The 15,472-nt window shown below is 61.8% G+C and carries 14 protein-coding genes; 12 read left to right on the top strand and 2 right to left on the bottom strand.

The window, feature by feature from the left end; all coding sequences use genetic code 11:
* Nucleotide 1 precedes the first annotated feature (1 nt).
* From ACRDT3_RS03845 to rraA, 10 genes are all read left to right on the top strand, one after another.
* A complete protein-coding gene (locus ACRDT3_RS03845; protein WP_431491710.1) occupies nt 2-673 on the top strand; it encodes a DUF1028 domain-containing protein in 672 nt (223 codons plus the stop codon).
* Nucleotides 663-1,838, top strand: coding sequence for a M20 family metallopeptidase (locus tag ACRDT3_RS03840; protein WP_431491709.1), 1,176 nt, complete (start codon nt 663-665; stop codon nt 1,836-1,838). The genes ACRDT3_RS03845 and ACRDT3_RS03840 overlap by 11 nt, the downstream gene beginning before the upstream one ends.
* Complete coding sequence (locus tag ACRDT3_RS03835; protein WP_431491708.1) at nt 1,835-3,283, top strand: aspartate ammonia-lyase; 1,449 nt, start codon at nt 1,835-1,837, stop codon at nt 3,281-3,283. The genes ACRDT3_RS03840 and ACRDT3_RS03835 overlap by 4 nt, the downstream gene beginning before the upstream one ends.
* A 15-nt stretch (nt 3,284-3,298) precedes the next feature.
* Nucleotides 3,299-4,798 carry an aldehyde dehydrogenase gene (locus tag ACRDT3_RS03830; RefSeq protein WP_431491707.1) on the top strand — a complete coding sequence of 500 codons (1,500 nt, stop codon included), beginning with the start codon at nt 3,299-3,301 and terminating at the stop codon, nt 4,796-4,798.
* Nucleotides 4,799-5,292: 494 nt separating this feature from the next.
* Nucleotides 5,293-6,720 (top strand): purine-cytosine permease family protein, encoded by a 1,428-nt coding sequence (locus ACRDT3_RS03825; RefSeq protein ID WP_431491706.1) that lies wholly within the window; start codon nt 5,293-5,295, stop codon nt 6,718-6,720.
* Entirely contained in the window at nt 6,720-8,369 is a 1,650-nt protein-coding gene (locus ACRDT3_RS03820) for an amidohydrolase (RefSeq protein WP_431491705.1), read from the top strand. Before ACRDT3_RS03825 ends, ACRDT3_RS03820 begins: the two co-directional genes overlap by 1 nt.
* An 88-nt stretch (nt 8,370-8,457) precedes the next feature.
* Nucleotides 8,458-9,051, top strand: coding sequence for a DUF308 domain-containing protein (locus tag ACRDT3_RS03815; protein ID WP_431491704.1), 594 nt, complete (start codon nt 8,458-8,460; stop codon nt 9,049-9,051).
* Between the two features lie 38 nt (nt 9,052-9,089).
* Complete coding sequence (locus ACRDT3_RS03810) at nt 9,090-9,383, top strand: hypothetical protein (protein WP_431491703.1); 294 nt, start codon at nt 9,090-9,092, stop codon at nt 9,381-9,383.
* A gap of 206 nt (nt 9,384-9,589) precedes the next feature.
* Entirely contained in the window at nt 9,590-10,984 is a 1,395-nt protein-coding gene (locus ACRDT3_RS03805) for an amino acid permease (RefSeq protein ID WP_431491848.1), read from the top strand.
* A gap of 83 nt (nt 10,985-11,067) precedes the next feature.
* Nucleotides 11,068-11,544: a ribonuclease E activity regulator RraA gene (rraA, locus tag ACRDT3_RS03800; protein WP_105656102.1), complete on the top strand. Its 477-nt coding sequence runs from the start codon at nt 11,068-11,070 to the stop codon at nt 11,542-11,544.
* Nucleotides 11,545-11,560: 16 nt separating this feature from the next.
* Here the strand turns inward: rraA and ACRDT3_RS03795 are convergent, their stop codons facing one another.
* Both ACRDT3_RS03795 and ACRDT3_RS03790 read right to left on the bottom strand, forming a co-directional pair.
* Nucleotides 11,561-11,869, bottom strand: coding sequence for a hypothetical protein (locus tag ACRDT3_RS03795; RefSeq protein ID WP_431491702.1), 309 nt, complete (start codon nt 11,867-11,869; stop codon nt 11,561-11,563).
* A gap of 296 nt (nt 11,870-12,165) precedes the next feature.
* Entirely contained in the window at nt 12,166-12,717 is a 552-nt protein-coding gene (locus ACRDT3_RS03790; RefSeq protein ID WP_431491701.1) for a CGNR zinc finger domain-containing protein, read from the bottom strand.
* Nucleotides 12,718-12,831: 114 nt separating this feature from the next.
* Between ACRDT3_RS03790 and ACRDT3_RS03785 the strand changes: the two genes are divergently transcribed.
* On the top strand, nt 12,832-13,854 hold the full coding sequence (locus ACRDT3_RS03785; protein WP_431491700.1) for an EamA family transporter: 1,023 nt from the start codon (nt 12,832-12,834) through the stop codon (nt 13,852-13,854).
* A gap of 89 nt (nt 13,855-13,943) precedes the next feature.
* A complete protein-coding gene (locus ACRDT3_RS03780) occupies nt 13,944-15,467 on the top strand; it encodes a GMC family oxidoreductase (protein WP_431491699.1) in 1,524 nt (507 codons plus the stop codon).
* The last annotated feature ends 5 nt before the right edge of the window (nt 15,468-15,472 follow it).

Genomic DNA, 15,472 nt, shown 5'->3' with positions numbered 1-15,472 from the left:
AATGACTTTCAGCGTAATCGGCACCGATGGCAACGGCCGTTTCGGATTGGCAGTTTCCTCGTCATCGCCGGCTGTTGCGGCCCGATGCACGCACTTGCGAGACGACGTCGGGGCGGTAAGCTCGCAGAACATCACAGACCCACGGCTGGGGCCCAGGATCCTGGACCTTATGCAAGACGGGGCATCAGCCCAGCAGGCGCTGGATACGGCTTTGGAGGGCTACCGGTACGCACCGTTCCGGCAAATAACTGTTCTGGATGCCAGCGGTGGCAGTGCGCTTTTCCAAGGCGAGCAAACCTTGGGAATCCACGGAGGCTACGCCCAGGAGAACTGCGTAGCGGCAGGCAACATGTTGGCCAGCGGCCAGGTGCCGCAAGCCGTGGCGCGGGGATTCACCGCGGCCGAAGGCCAGCTGGAAGAACGCTTGCTGGCAGCCTTGCAAGCCGGGGTGGCCGCCGGAGGCGAAGCCGGACCGGTTCACTCGGCAGGTTTGGCTGTTGTCTCGGGCCATGGTTGGCGCGATACCGATCTGCGCGTGGACTGGCACGATAACCCCGTTGCCGAGTTAGAAAGGCTCCTGGGAGTATGGCTGCCGCAGCGCGAGGACTATGTGCAGCGAGCCCTGGAGCCAGCGGCCTCGGCGGGATACGGGGTGCCCGGCGATGAGCGCTGAACCACTATCGCAGACCGGATCGCTGGCGCAACTGCGACAGCGAACCGCAACCGCTGCGGAATCGCTCCAGGACGAGCTCATTGCCTTCTCCGAGTTGCTTCATGCCAATCCCGAGCTGGGATGGGATGAACACCGGGCCGCTGAATGGACTGCGCAGTTGCTGGAAAAGCACGGTTTCAGCGTCGAACGCGGCTATTTGGGTCTGCCCACCGCGCTGCACGCAGTCTACGGCAGCGGGCCTCGCCGTGTTGGCCTGATGGCTGAATACGATGCCCTGCCCGGACTGGGCCATGCCTGCGGTCACAACATCATCTCGGCAATGTCCTGCGGGGCGGCGATCGCACTGGCAGGCATTGCCGAGGACGCGGGACTGTCCGTCGAACTATATGGAACGCCGGCCGAGGAAGGCGGAGGCGGCAAGATCGAGTTGCTGAACCGAGGAGCCTTCAAGGGCCTTGATCTGGCATTGATGGCTCATCCGGCTCCAGTAGACAGCGCGGAAGCCAATCCTTATGCGGTAGGGCACCACCACGTGGAATACCGGGGAAAGGCAGCGCACGCCGCCGCCTACCCGGAACAAGGGGTCAACGCCAACGATGCCTTCATCGTCGCGCAAGTTGCCCTGGGGCTCATGCGACAGCAGCTCCCGTCCGGGACCCGCGTCCATGGCATCCAGACCAACGGGGGACAAGCTCCCAACGCAATTCCCGGGAAGACCGAAGGCCGCTGGTACGTTCGTGCCCAGACTCTTGCCGAACTGGAGAAGCTGGAATCGCGGGTCAAGGACTGCTTCGAGGCTGGTGCCCTGGCGACCGGCTGCGAGCTGGAATTGACCCCTGAGTCGGAACCGTACTCTGAATTCCGCACGGATCGGCGCGCACTGGGCATCTACCAGCGCCACGCGGAGTCCCTGGGACGGCGATTCGATGCTCCCGCCGAACAGGCCACCATGAACCGAGCCTCGACGGATATGGGCAACGTGTCGCAGGTCGTTCCGGCAATCCACCCCTATATCGGATTGGATTGCTACCCGGTATCAAATCATCAACCCGAATTCGAGGCGCATTGCATCGGGGAAGCCGCCAACCGCGCGATCCACGATGGCTCGATTTCACTGGCATTGACCAGTCTGGACTATCTGGCAATGCAAGGAGACGAATCATGAATCCAGCAACCCAGTCTTGGCGCACCGAAAGGGATTCGCTGGGTACCTGCCTGGTGCCAGCCCAGGCCTATTACGGCATCAGCACCCAGCGGGCCAAGGACAACTTCCCGGTTAGCGGGAGAAGCATCGGCAGCCAGCGCAATTTGATCTGGGCTTTTGGTGCAATCAAGCGCGCCGCGGCCCGGGCCAATGCACTGCAGGGACTTATCGGCGAAGGCAAGGTCGACGCCATCGAGCAGGCCGCATCCGAAGTGATGAACGGGCAGCTGGATGAGCACTTCGTCGTGGATCGGATCCAAGGCGGCGCAGGTACCAGTACCAATATGAATGTCAACGAGGTCATTGCCAATCGGGCTCTGGAAATCATGGGCTTCGGCAAAGGCGAGTATTCCCGGCTAGACCCGATCGACGACGTCAATCGCAGCCAGAGCACCAACGACACCTATCCGACGGCCGCCAAGCTGGCCCTGCATGTGGAGCTGGTGGAGCTGTGCCGCGAGCACCAGCTGCTGGAGCAATCCTTCCGCGCCAAGTCCGGAGATTTCGACGGAATCCTCAAGGTGGGGCGCACCCAGCTGCAAGATGCGGTACCGATGACATTGGGGCAGGAATTCGGCGCATTCGCCGACACCATAGCCGAGGACCGGCAGCGCATGCTGGAGCTGCTGGTCCACCTGAGGGAAATCAACCTTGGCGCGACAGCCATTGGCACGGGGATCACCGCCACGGGCGGATATCGCCATGAAGCGGTCAAGCAGTTGGCACTGCTGACAGGCATCGAGGTGGTCAGCGCCGAGAATCTGGTCGAGGCGACCAGCGACACCGGGGTCTTCATGCTCGTTTCCGGGGTGGTCAAGCGTGCTGCCATCAAGCTGTCCAAGATCTGCAATGACCTGCGGTTGCTGTCCTCCGGGCCGCAGTCAGGATTCAATGAAATCAAGCTGCCCGCCGTGCAGGCAGGGTCCTCGATCATGCCCGGCAAGGTCAACCCGGTGATTCCGGAAATGGTCAACCAGGTGGCCTTCCGGATTGCCGGGGCAGACACCACAGTCACCATGGCAGCTGAAGCTGGGCAGCTGCAGCTCAACGCCTTCGAGCCGGTCATGGTTGACGCGCTGATGGAATCCATCCAGTGGCTCGGGTCGGCCTGCCGGTTACTGCGCCAGCGCTGCGTCGAGGGGATCGAAGCCAACGAAGCGCTGCTGGCCCGCCGCATGGATGAGTCTCTGAGCGTGGTCACTGCACTGACCCCGCTGCTGGGCTATTCCGTGTCTGCAAGCCTGGCTAAGGAGGCCCTGGCAGAGGGCAAGAATCTCATGCGGCTGATCGCCGATCGCAAGCTGCTTGATCCGGAAGAACTCGAACAGGCGCTGAACCCGGACCGGCTCACCGGCTCCGGGTCGCGTGGCACCCTCGAAAACCCGGCACCCGCCAACCACTACTGAGCAATGGAGAAAACCATGACCAAGCTATCGACCGGCACCTCATGGCGCGAACTCGCCGGATCGCTGCGCCTTGACGGGCGTGCACTGATCGACGGGAAACGCCGAGATGCTGAGAACGGCGCGACTTTCCCCAGCATCAGCCCGATCGATGGAAGGCACCTCGCAGATATCGCGAGCTGCTCGGCCTCCGATGTGGATGCGGCCGTTGACTCGGCCCGGACGGCATTTGCAGACGGCCGCTGGAGCGGATTGGGGGCAGAATCGCGCAAGCGCATTCTGCTGCAGCTGGCGGAACTCATGGAAGCCCATGGGTCAGAACTGGCATTGCTGGACAGCCTCGAAATGGGCAAGCCCATCGCGCAATCCACCACGGTGGATGTTCCCGGAAGCGTCGAGACCTTCCGCTGGTACGCCGAATTGGTGGACAAGCTGTCCGATGAAATCCCGTCCACCCCGCCGGGATCTACTGCGCTGGTGACTCGCGCACCGTTGGGCGTCATTGCTGCAATTACGCCGTGGAACTATCCGTTGGAGATCGCCTGCTGGAAGCTCGCGCCGGCGTTAGCCGCGGGAAACAGCGTCGTGCTCAAACCGGCGGGCCAGTCTTCGCTATCTGCGCTGCTCCTTGGAGAATTGGCTATCGAAGCAGGCGTGCCAGCGGGGGTGCTGAACGTCGTGCCCGGAACAGGCCGGATTGCCGGGGAAGGACTGGCGCGCCACCTGGGTGTGGACGCCTTGGCATTTACCGGATCGACTGCGGTGGCCAAGCGCCTGCTGGAATGTTCTGGCCAGTCGAATATGAAGCAGCTGGGACTGGAAGCCGGAGGGAAAAGCGCCAACCTGGTCTTCGATGATGCAGAGGACCTGGATGCTGCTGCGGCGAAGGCGGCCTTCGGGGCCTTTTACAACCAAGGCGAGGTTTGCTCGGCGAATTCGCGGATCCTGGTGCAACGCGGGGTCGCGGAGCAGTTCCTTGAAGCCCTGGTCAAGCACAGCGCCGACTATCTACCCGGCGATCCGCTGGACCCGGAGCATAACGGGTGCGGTGCGCTGGTGAATAGCGAACATGCCGATCAGGTGCAACAGGCGATCGATGCCGGTCGTGCAGCCGGAACGGTGCTCACAGGCGGCCGGCGGCTGGCCTTGAACGGTTCGGATGCCTACATCGAGCCGACCGTCATCACCGGGCTGCCTGCAGACCACCCGCTGCACCGAACCGAGATCTTCGGTCCAGTGGCCACCGTGACGGTTTTCGACACCGAAGATGAAGCAGTATCGCTGGCCAATGACACGGACTACGGTTTGGCAGCGTCGTTGTGGACAGCCAGCCTTTCCCGTGCGCATCGGGTCTCATCCCGACTGGTAGCGGGCACCGTCTCGGTCAACACCGTTGACGCCCTGAGCCTGGCCACGCCGTTTGGCGGTTTCAAGCAGTCCGGGTTTGGGCGTGATCTGTCCGTTCATGCGCTGGAAAACTATACGGGGTTGAAGACGACCTGGATTCAGCACGGCTAGTTGCCGCTGACGGCCGGAGTGCTGCTGTACGCTAGCGGGACCTCGGGTCCATGCTCGGGCATGGGTCCGAGGCCGCCAGCGAATTTTGATGAAACATGCATTCCATAAAAGCTGAGAGGGGCCACAGGGGAAGCATCGTTGACCGCTTCCGCAGGTTTGAGGCCTGGCGCTTAACTGAGCCGTAGAAGAATCGAGTTAGGCATCACCATCCCCGTCACTTGCTCAGGAAAGTGAATCGTTTTTCCAGATTCAAAGTATCTATATTCGCTCATTTACGTAATTCAAGACGCCGTCTACTCTTGAAATAACGTGATGGGGAACACGCTGTTAATCCGTATTGGTCGACTAGCCGATGCCTGTCGGTCCGCCAGCACCAATTGCCCGCTACCCGGCGACTCCGGTTCCTCGGCTTCCCCAAGACCATCCGATGCAGGCGCTCCGAATGCGCCAGCAATCGGCCAGCGGAAAGCATCTCCCGACGAGCAAGGAACACCATGAGCAGCCTCGCGAAGAACCGGCTATTTGCCATAGAGAAGGAATCCATTGGGCCTATTCCGGCCCATGAACGGCACGGCAGCGGTAAGCAGCTGTTTGCGATCTGGATGGGCATGAACATGACGCCGCTGACTGTCGTCACCGGCGCAACGGCAACCACTCTGCTGGAACTGCCTTTCCTGCCGGCAGCGCTCGCCATTCTCCTGGGCCATGCCATCGGCGGCATCGGCATGGCGCTCCATGCGGCCCAAGGACCTGTGCTGGGAATTCCGCAAATGCTTCAGGCCCGCGGTCAATTTGGCACCAAAGGCGCGAGCTTGGTCGTGGTCATCGCCATTTTGATGTTCGTAGGTTACTTCGCATCGAATCTCGTGGTGTCGTCGGCATCGGTTAGGGCCATCATTCCGCAGAGCAATCCATCGGCAATCATCATCGCCTGCGCCGCGCTGAGCTTCGTAATTGCGGCCTTCGGCTACAACTTGATCCGAAAAGTCACCGAGATCAGTGCCTACGTGGTCGGCGCACTGGCGGTCATCTCGTTCGCGGCCCTATTGAGCACCCCCGACTTCTGGGGCAACTTGCTGGTGGGTGCGTTCAGCTGGTCTGGCTTCTGCGCAATGGTCGCAATCGGTGTTGTGTGGCAACTGGCTTATGCACCGTACGTATCCGATTATTCGCGTTACATACCGCGGGACTCCGGGGAACGAGGCGCGTTCTGGGGCACATACCTCGGTTGCGTAGTCTCCAGTGTCCTGTTGATGATCCTTGGGGCGGGGGTGGGCATAGCCTATGCGAACCTCGAGACGATGAGCGCCCTGTCGGCGATCGCCGGACCGTTTTTCGGTTACCTGATCCTGTTCGGCTTCGCCCTGGCCGCGGCTTCGGGCAACTCGGTCAACGTGTACTGCAGCACACTGTGCCTCCTGACCCTGGTGGAAACGTTCCGCAGTGGATGGCGGCCGGTGGCAAAGCACCGCATCGCGGCCTCCGCACTGCTCCACGTCATCGGCGCAGCGCTGGCATTGGCGGCAGCTACTTCATTCGCTTCGAGCTATTTCAGCTTCTTGAGCATCCTGCTGTACCTGTTGATTCCTTGGTCAGCGATCAACCTGGTCGACTACTATCTGGTGCGCGCTGGAAGCTATGCCGTCAATGATTTCTACTTGCCATCGGGAGGGCGCTACGGGTCATGGAATCGTTGGGCATTGGCCGTATTTGCGCTGGGAGTAGCGGTGCAGATTCCTTTCATGGCCACGGCCTTCTACACCGGGCCCGCAGCGGAGCTGCTCGGCGGCATCGATATCGCGTGGCTGGTGGGCTTGCTGTTCAGCGGAATTGCCTATCTGGCGATTTGCCGAATGGTGCCATCCGCTGTCCACGCTGTTGCCGAAACAGCGGCTTCGACCACCTCTGACTGGGAGAGATAATGCAGGCAGATCTGTTATTCGCCAACGGCCCGATCTACACCATGGACCCGTCATGCCCGAAAGCTTCGGCCTTGGCGGTGCGGGACGGCCGGATCATCGCCGTGGATGGTGCTGCGCATCAACTGCGCGGCCCAAGCACCGAGGTCGTCGACTTGGCATGCAAGGCCTTGCTGCCTGGTTTCCACGACGCGCACGTTCATCCGTTGCTGGGAGGGCTTCAACTGCTCCAATGCAACCTGGACGCCGTCCATTCGCTTGCCGAGTACCGCGAGATCATCAGCTCCTATGACCGAACGCACCCGGACCTCGAATGGATCCGTGGCGGTGGCTGGTACGGGGATGTATTCCCCGGGGGTTTCCCCACCAAAGAATTGCTGGACCAGTTGGTTCCCGACCGGCCTGCCTACATGCTTAGCCATGATGGCCATGGGGCGTGGGTCAATTCCAGGGCACTGGAGCTGGCAGGGATTACGGACAGCACTCCGGATCCAGCCGGCGGGATCATCCAGCGGGATCCCAGCGGCCGGGCCACCGGCATGCTGATGGAACGCGCGGCGGAACTCGTGGACAAAATGCTCCCAGAGGCAGGCGATGCCGAGATCGACCAAGCCCTGCTTGCGGCACAGGATTATCTGCTGTCACTGGGAATCGTGGCCTGGCAGGATGCCGCAGTGGGCCAGGCACTGGGAATGCCGGACTTCTTCGATCGCTACCGGGACCTGGAACGTTCCGGAAAGCTGGCTGCCAGCGTGACCGGGGCACTGTGGTGGCATGCCGACCAGGGGCTGGACCAGATCCCTGAAATGATCCGGCGCCGTGAAAGCACGGGAGGCCGCTTCCATGCCAGTGCCGTCAAGCTCATGCTGGACGGTGTCTGTGAGAACCTGACTGCCTCGATGACGAGGCCGTATTCAGGGCATCCGGGCAACCGGGGGATGCAGCTGATCCCCGCGCAGGACTTGAACCTGATTACCCGCCAACTGGATGCTGCGGGATTCGACATGCACATCCATACGGTCGGTGATCAGGCTGTGCATGACGCCCTGGAAGCCTTGCGGCTACCGGTGCGCGACGGCTGGGATCCGCGCCACCAGCTTGCACACATCGACATCTTGGACCCAGCCGATCTGGAGCTGTTTTCCCGGACGGGTGCCATTGCCAACATCCAGGCCTTATGGGCGCGGCAAGATCCGGTGCTTGTGGAAACCAAGCTTCCCTACCTCGATCACCGGCACCAGCAATCCCATTTCGCCTTTGAGACCCTGAGATCGGCGGGGATACCTCTGGCCATGGGCAGCGACTGGCCTGTGTCCAGCCCCGACCCGATGTGGGCCATCCACACCGCTGTCAATCGCACCGCTCCACCGGTGGATCCGCATGCCACCGATCATCGATCCCAGACCCAGCCTCTGCTTGCCCATGAAGCGATTTCACTGCAGCATGCACTGCATGCGCAAACTGCGGGGGCCGCCTACGCGAATCGTCAGGAACACCTCCGCGGTACCCTCCGCACGGGTTTGCAAGCAGATTTCGCGGTGCTGGAGGCGGACCCATTTGCAGTGGAGGCGTCCGAGCTGGGTAATATCGGCGTGCACCAGACATGGATCGACGGAGAGCTGGTCCACGAACTCAGCAAGGTGAAGGGCTGAAGGGGCATTGACCGGTGCAGGCACCGCGACGATGTGATTAACCCCGGGCGAACTGGCGGTTAGTTCTATGAGCGGTAGAATAGAAATTGTGCCTGCACCAAAAACCACCCCAGTTCAAGCTTCAGAAGTTTTCCGCCCAGTCTTCCTGCGCGGCCTGACAGCCCTGGCCTATGCACTGATGTCGATTTTCTGGATCGGCGCAGATGACAAGGTCGTCACTTACTCCACGGCAGCATTCCTCGTTGTCACTGGCGTGTTCATGTGGCAGTACGTATCTGTGGAAAGCGCGCCGGAGAAGTCGCGCGCCCCATACGCGCTGGGCGCGGGGTTGATGCTCCTGGCTGGTATCGCCACCATCTTTGTCAGCTCGATTGCCTGGGTTGGCTACGTGGGTGCCTTCGCATTCCTGGCCGGAGGCGTTGCCGAGCTCATCGTCTTTGCCAAGCATCGCGAGGCCTTCCCGCCGTTCAGGAACCAACTGGTTACCGGCGCAGTTGGCGTGATCTTGGCCATTTCGCTGTGCTTCAGCGGTGGCATGGATGCGCACGCATTGTTCGGCCTGATTGGCGGCGGCGCTATTGTTCTCGCGGTCTTCGCGCTGATTGCCGCCTTCGGCCATCGACATGAAATGAAGGCAGCCGCCCCAACCTCGATCAATACGCCGGACCAGGAAAACAACTAGTCTTTAGGTCTGCAGTAAAAGTAGAAACGGAGTTCCTGGTGGGAAACAACAAGAAGAAGCAACCGTGGAGCCAGTCAATCAAGGGCCCGCTGAGCTTCTCGCTGATCTTGGCCATCGTCGCCGGCGTGGTCGGTCTGATTAGCTCCACCGGCGGATCGCAGAATCCATTGCGCTTCGATATCGGCTTGGCCTGTTTCGGCATCGCATTCGTCGCAAGCCTGCTGGTCATCTCGGTGATGACCATGGCTGCCAAAGACAATGATCCTGACCTGGGAAAGGGGACCGGGGTAAACCGATCCTCCTCCAACCCGGACAAGAAGTTTGAAGACTGATAATAAAGCTTAGCCACGCGGCATGACGCGCTGGGACTGTCCATCAACAGATAGTCCCAGCGCGTTGTCGTTTGCGGGCCAATTGATCGAGGCAGGACGCCTCAAACACGCACCAAGGATTTCAAGTGAGTAGCACGAGTATCTCTGAGCAGCACGGCCGCACCCCACTGGGCAAGCAGCTGCGGCGCCGCAAGTCCATCCAGGCGATGGCCAACGACGCCGCGAACAACGCCGGGCTCGGGGCGCTCAAGCGCTCTCTGGGCGTCACCCAGCTGGTCATGATCTCGGTCGGAGCCACCTTGGGCACCGGCATTCTGGTGATCCTCGGATCTGCCGTTCCGGTCGCCGGCCCGGCGATCTGGATCGCCTTCGTGCTTGCCGGCATCACCGCGCTGCTTTCGGCGGTGTCCTACGCCGAAATGGCGGGTATGGTCCCGGTCTCCGGCTCCAGCTACTCCTATTCCTACGCCACCCTGGGCGAAGGCATGGCTTGGGTGTGCGGTTGGTGCCTGGTGCTGGAATACGCGGTTTCCGCGGCAGCCGTGGCGGTCGGTGCCGGTGCCTACGTGAACCAGACGCTGGAGATTTTCGGGTTGGCATTGCCGCAAGCCCTGGCCGCCGGTCCGGGCGATGGCGGCATCATCAACCTCTCGGCACTGGTCGTGGTCATCTTGGCGACCCTCTTGCTGGTACGCGGAGCCCGCGAATCGGCGTTGGCCAACACCGTCATGGTGATCGTGAAGATCGCCATCCTCATCTTCTTCGTGGTCGTTGCCTTCACCGCTTTCAACGCCGGGAACTTCGCTCCGCTGCTGCCCATGGGCGCCGCGGGCGTGACCGGTGCAGCCTCCATGGTCTTCTTCTCCTACATCGGCTTCGACGCGGCCTCGACCGCCGGCGAAGAAGCCAAGAACCCGCAAAAGGACCTGCCGAGGGCCATCATGATCGCCATGGTGCTGGTCACCACCATCTACGTGCTGGTTGCCGTAGCCGCCATTGGCGCCCGGGAATGGAACTGGTTCGCCGACTCGGAAGCCGCCCTGGTGCAGATCGTTTCCGAGATCACCGGACAGAAGTGGATGGTCTTGGCCTTCGCCTTGGCCTCGGTGATCGCGATCGTCTCGGTGGTGCTGACCACCCTGTACGGCCAGACCCGCATCCTGCTATCCATGGGCCGCGATGGGCTGATCCCGCGCTTCTTCGCCAAGGTTTCTCCGAGCACGCACACCCCGGTCATCGGCACCTATGTCACCGGTGCGGTCGTGGCCATTGCCGCCTCGCTGATCCCCTTGGGCCAGCTGGCCGAAGCGACCAGCATCGGCACCCTGTTCGCATTCTCGCTGGTGGGCGTATCGGTGATGTACCTGCGCAAGACCCAGCCGGATACCCCGCGCACCTTCCGCGTCCCGCTGTATCCGGTGACCCCGATCCTGGGCATCGCAGCCTGCCTGTTCTTGATGTTCAACCTGGCCGGGATCACCTGGCTGGTCTTCGCAATCTGGATGGCTGTAGGTGCTGCCATCTATCTGGGCTTCGGCCGCTGCAACTCGCGCCTTGGCGCCTTGGATGCCAAGGGCTACGAAGCGGAACTGAACCTCTAAACCTTTCGTCATGCTCTGGGGTTGCGAGCACTGAGGGCTAAGCTGTGTGGTGGACCACTATCGCAGCTCATGAAGGAAGCGCCATGCACCAAGAACCGATCAGCACCGCCGACCTCTACGACCAGCATGGGGATGCGCTGCAGTCCGTCTCGGCGCAATTCCAGGACTTCGGCGGGCGGCTGTCCTTCCACGGGCCTGCACGAACCGTGAAGTGCCATGAGGACAACGGCCTGGTCAAGGAGATCCTGAGCTTCCCGGGCAACGGCGCGGTGCTCGTGGTCGATGGGGGAGCATCCCTGCGTTATGCCCTGATGGGTGACATGATTGCCGCGAACGCCGAAGCCAATGGCTGGGCCGGGGTCATCATCAGCGGTGCCGTCCGCGACCGTGCTGCGCTAGCCGAAATGGAACTCGGCATCAAGGCGCTGGGCAGCAACCCGCGCAAAACCGTCAAGCGCTCGCATGGCTCGGTGGATGAAGTGATCAGCATCGGGGATGTGAAGGTCCGGCCGGGAGCGATGGTCTATGCGGATATCGACGGAATTCTTGTCGAAAACTAGCCGCTAGCTTGCCCAGCTAGGACTTGTCTCCGGCGCCTTCCCACTCCGCCTTGAATTCGTCAGTGTCTAAGGCTTCCAGATCCGCGCGGATCTGGACGATCAATCGCTCAGCTTCTTCGAGGCTGGAGGTTGTCATGCGCAGAAGTACCGAATCATCTTGGCGGGAATGCACGACTACCTGGGGCTCATTCGCTTCGTATTCGGCATCGCCCAGTGCGGCAGAAGCCAGAGCTACAACCCAGCGGGCGGCGGCTTTCAAAGGTCCGCTCTCAGCAGCCTCTATCCGTGCCTCATAATCATCTGAAGCGTGGGTTTCCTGAGTCATGACCTGCCCCTTCCACTACTGCAACTGCCGGTATCCCGGTTGTGTGTTCATCATATGGCCCGGGCAAGGTAAAAGGCGAGGGGCACCGCCCAACGCTATTTCGACCACGAGCTTGGACCACGCCATGCAGGGAACCTGATGGCCATGATAGATGCCCTGCGATGATCATGGGCATGGGCGGCGGTCCCGAGGCCAAAGCGAATTGCTCGAAAGGCGCTGCGGAGATGAAGAGCATGGGAGCGATGGCATGCCGCGCGCGATATAAGCTAGGCGCGCCCTCGGTGTTTGGGTACCTGCTAGTCGGAACGCTTTCCCGCTTTGCGCGCGCGGTAAGCGCGAACGTGCTCACGGTTGGCGCAATTGCCGGTATCGCAGTACAACTTGGAGCGGTTGCGCGACAGATCCAGCAGGGCCGCCTCGCAGTCCTCCGAGGCGCAGATCCGCAGCCGCTGCAATCCGCCGGAGCGTATCACCTCGGCCAGCGCCATCGCGGCGTCCACGGCCATGCGGTCGTAGAGCGGGGTGCTATTGGTGGTGGCGTGCAGGTGGTAACCCAGCGATTCGCTCTTGATCAATTGAGGCTGGGCGTTGGCGTTGCGCAGGATCGCATTGACCCGGAAGACAGATTCTTCTTCGGTACCTACCCAGATATTCTTCAGCTGGGAACGCAACTGGCGAATGGAGCGAAGCTCTGCCTGGTTGTGCGCGTGAGAGCCTTCGAAGTTCTCGGCATCAAGGAATTCATCGAGATCAGCGACGGTGGAGAGCATGTCCACGATTTGCACCTCGGTATTCAGAAGGTTCACCACGGTCTTCAATGAAGCTTCGATATCTGGGGCAAAGGTCATAATTCGTTCCTGAAAGCTGGGTAGATTGACTGCCCCTCAAGCCTAACCGTATCGTCATGCTCATACCCCCATTTGCCCCTGAACGGGACATGAAATTCTGCGCGAAAGACCCCCATGAGCGATCTGCCTAACCCCGGCTTGCCTGCAGCTTCCAACCTGGCTGAAACCCGCCGCCCCAGCCAATCGAAGGGCATCTGGATTGCCCTTGCCTCTTCGGCCGCCTTCGGGCTATCCGGGTCCTTCGCCAAGGGCCTTTTCGAAGCAGGATGGAGTCCTACCGCTGCGGTGGCCGCGCGCATGGCTGGCGCGGCGCTGGTCCTGGCCATTCCGGCCCTCGTGGCGATGCGCGGACGGTGGGTCTTGCTGCGCACCAACTGGGTGTCGATTGTGCTCTTCGGCCTGTTCGGGGTGGGCGCCTGCCAGCTGTGCTACTTCCTTGCGGTGCAAAGGCTGGATGTGGGCGTGGCGCTGCTTCTGGAGTACCTGGCGCCCGTGCTGATTGTACTGGTGCTTTGGGCCAAGCACCAGAAACGTCCATCCATCGCGACCATCGCCGGGACCTTGCTGTCGCTGGCTGGGCTGGTGGCGGTCCTTGACCTGGCCGGAACTACGCGGATAGATCCGATTGGCGTGCTCTGGGGCCTGGGCGCCGCAATCGGATTGACGGTCTACTTCTTCATCAGCGCCAAGGTCGATGGCGCGCTGCCGCCGATCATGCTCTCCGCCGGGGGCATGGCAGTGGGCGCGCTGACCATGCTAGGTGTGGGCGGGCTGGGCATTCTCCCCATGCACTGGGCCGCCGGCACAGGTTCCTTCGCGGGCTTTGAAACCCCTTGGTGGCTGGCGCTGACCGGGTTGATCCTGATCGCAACGGTGTTCTCCTACACCACCGGAGTGATGGCCGCCCGCGAATTGGGTTCCAAGGTGGCCAGCTTCATCTCGCTGACCGAGGTGCTTTTCGCGGTGCTGTGGGCTTGGCTGCTGCTCTCCGAGCTGCCCGGGGCGGTGCAGCTGTTCGGCGGCCTGCTGATCGTGTGCGGCGTGGTCCTGGTTCGCATCGACGAATTGCGGGCAGCCCGGATCACCAGGGACCTCAAGCGGTCCAGGGGGCGAAAAAGTCGCACGCGAAGCCAATAGTCCTGCGCCCGATGCCAACCGCAAATCCGCTGGCCTGAACAGACTGGGGAGCAAGAACTTACGCAGGCATCCAAGCTGAAGGACAACTCATGGGCAGCAAGTCGGTCATAATCGTAGGCGCAGGTTCCGCTGGCTCGGTGGTCGCCCGCCGGCTCGTGGATGCCGGGGCGCAGGTGACCGTGTTCGAGGCCGGTTCCGAGGATACCAATCCGGCCATCCACGACCTGTCGCGCATGGGCGAGCTGTGGCATAGCAAGGACGACTGGGATTACCACACCGTCCCGATGGCCGGGGCAGCCAACAAGCCGATGCACCTGCCGCGGGGCAAGGTGCTCGGCGGTTCCCACGCGCTGAATGCAACGATCTGGGTGCGCTGCGCCCCTCAGGACTTCGATGACTGGGCCAAGGACTGCGGCGAGCAGTGGGCCTGGAAGAATGTACTGCCGGTCTACAAGGAAATCGAGAACTTCTCTGGCGGTGCCAGCGAACTCCACGGTACCGATGGGCTGGTGCCGGTGGATAACGACTACGAGCTGGATGAGATCCACCAGTCGATTATCGACGCCGCCGTGCAGTCCGGAATCGGGTTCAATCCCGACTACAACGGCGAGCAGCTGGAGGGCGTTTCTAAGGAGCAGATCAACGTTGTTGACGGCGAACGCATCAACACCTGGAAGGCATACCTGAAGCCGGTGCGCGAGCGCATTGAAATCATCACGGGTGCCGAGGTGCATTCGGTGATCCTGGAGTCCGGAACCGCGGTTGGCGTGCGCTACCAGATCGACGGGCAACTGCAGGAGCTGCGCGCAGATGAGGTGGTGCTCAGCGCCGGCGCCCTGGGATCCCCGCAAATCCTGTTGCGCTCCGGCATTGGCCCGGCTGCCGAGCTCGAGGCTGCGGGCGTTATCCCGCTGCATGAGCTGGACCAGGTAGGCAAGAACCTGCATGACCACCTGCTGGCCCCGGTGATCGCCGAAACCACCACCCGGGCGATTCCCGCCCCGCGTGCCGGGGTTTCGGTCTCGCAATCGCATATGTTCGCCAAGTCCCGCGAGGGCCTGGACCGCCCCGATACCCAGCCGATCTTCTTCGCCGTGCCCATGTACTCCCCGGGCATGGAGCCGATCGACGGCACTGCGTTCACCTTGCATTCCGGGATCGTCACCCCGCACAGCCGCGGCGAAATCACCTTGAGCGGTCCTGGATTGGCTGATCCGGTGAATATCGATTTGAATGCGCTGGATGATCCGCGGGATATGCAGGCATTCCTGTTTTCGATGAAGCAATGCCGCGCGATGGTGGAGCAAGATGCCTTGGCCCAGAACTGGGGAGCCAGGGAAATCTACCCGGGCGACGAGGTGCGCGGCGACGAGCAGTTGGCGGATTACATCCGGAACAACGTGGTGACCTACCACCTCCAGGTGGGTACCTGCCGCATGGGCACCGATCCTCAGGCCGTGGTGGATCCCCAGTTGCGGGTACGGGGCCTGCAAGGGCTGCGCGTCATCGATGCCTCGATCATGCCCAAGATCACCACCGGCAACACCAATGCGCCTGCCATCCTCATCGGCGAGCTGGGAGCCAAGTTCCTGGTTTCGGATCTGGGGCTCTGAAACAC

It is taken from the genome of Glutamicibacter sp., from assembly GCF_050701915.1.
Taxonomy (GTDB): domain Bacteria; phylum Actinomycetota; class Actinomycetes; order Actinomycetales; family Micrococcaceae; genus Glutamicibacter.
The sequence above is the reverse complement of the archived record's forward strand: the minus strand, read 5'-3'. Positions and strand labels throughout refer to the sequence as shown.

What these genes read in the sequence shown, in the direction of transcription:
- ACRDT3_RS03845 (WP_431491710.1), top strand. Translation starts at nt 2, where the DNA reads ATGACTTTCAGCGTAATCGGCACCGATGGCAACGGCCGTTTCGGATTG.
- ACRDT3_RS03840 (WP_431491709.1), top strand. Translation starts at nt 663, where the DNA reads ATGAGCGCTGAACCACTATCGCAGACCGGATCGCTGGCGCAACTGCGA.
- ACRDT3_RS03835 (WP_431491708.1), top strand. Translation starts at nt 1,835, where the DNA reads ATGAATCCAGCAACCCAGTCTTGGCGCACCGAAAGGGATTCGCTGGGT.
- ACRDT3_RS03830 (WP_431491707.1), top strand. Translation starts at nt 3,299, where the DNA reads ATGACCAAGCTATCGACCGGCACCTCATGGCGCGAACTCGCCGGATCG.
- ACRDT3_RS03825 (WP_431491706.1), top strand. Translation starts at nt 5,293, where the DNA reads ATGAGCAGCCTCGCGAAGAACCGGCTATTTGCCATAGAGAAGGAATCC.
- ACRDT3_RS03820 (WP_431491705.1), top strand. Translation starts at nt 6,720, where the DNA reads ATGCAGGCAGATCTGTTATTCGCCAACGGCCCGATCTACACCATGGAC.
- ACRDT3_RS03805 (WP_431491848.1), top strand. Translation starts at nt 9,590, where the DNA reads ATGGCCAACGACGCCGCGAACAACGCCGGGCTCGGGGCGCTCAAGCGC.
- rraA (WP_105656102.1), top strand. Translation starts at nt 11,068, where the DNA reads ATGCACCAAGAACCGATCAGCACCGCCGACCTCTACGACCAGCATGGG.
- ACRDT3_RS03795 (WP_431491702.1), bottom strand. Translation starts at nt 11,869, where the DNA reads ATGACTCAGGAAACCCACGCTTCAGATGATTATGAGGCACGGATAGAG.
- ACRDT3_RS03790 (WP_431491701.1), bottom strand. Translation starts at nt 12,717, where the DNA reads ATGACCTTTGCCCCAGATATCGAAGCTTCATTGAAGACCGTGGTGAAC.
- ACRDT3_RS03785 (WP_431491700.1), top strand. Translation starts at nt 12,832, where the DNA reads ATGAGCGATCTGCCTAACCCCGGCTTGCCTGCAGCTTCCAACCTGGCT.
- ACRDT3_RS03780 (WP_431491699.1), top strand. Translation starts at nt 13,944, where the DNA reads ATGGGCAGCAAGTCGGTCATAATCGTAGGCGCAGGTTCCGCTGGCTCG.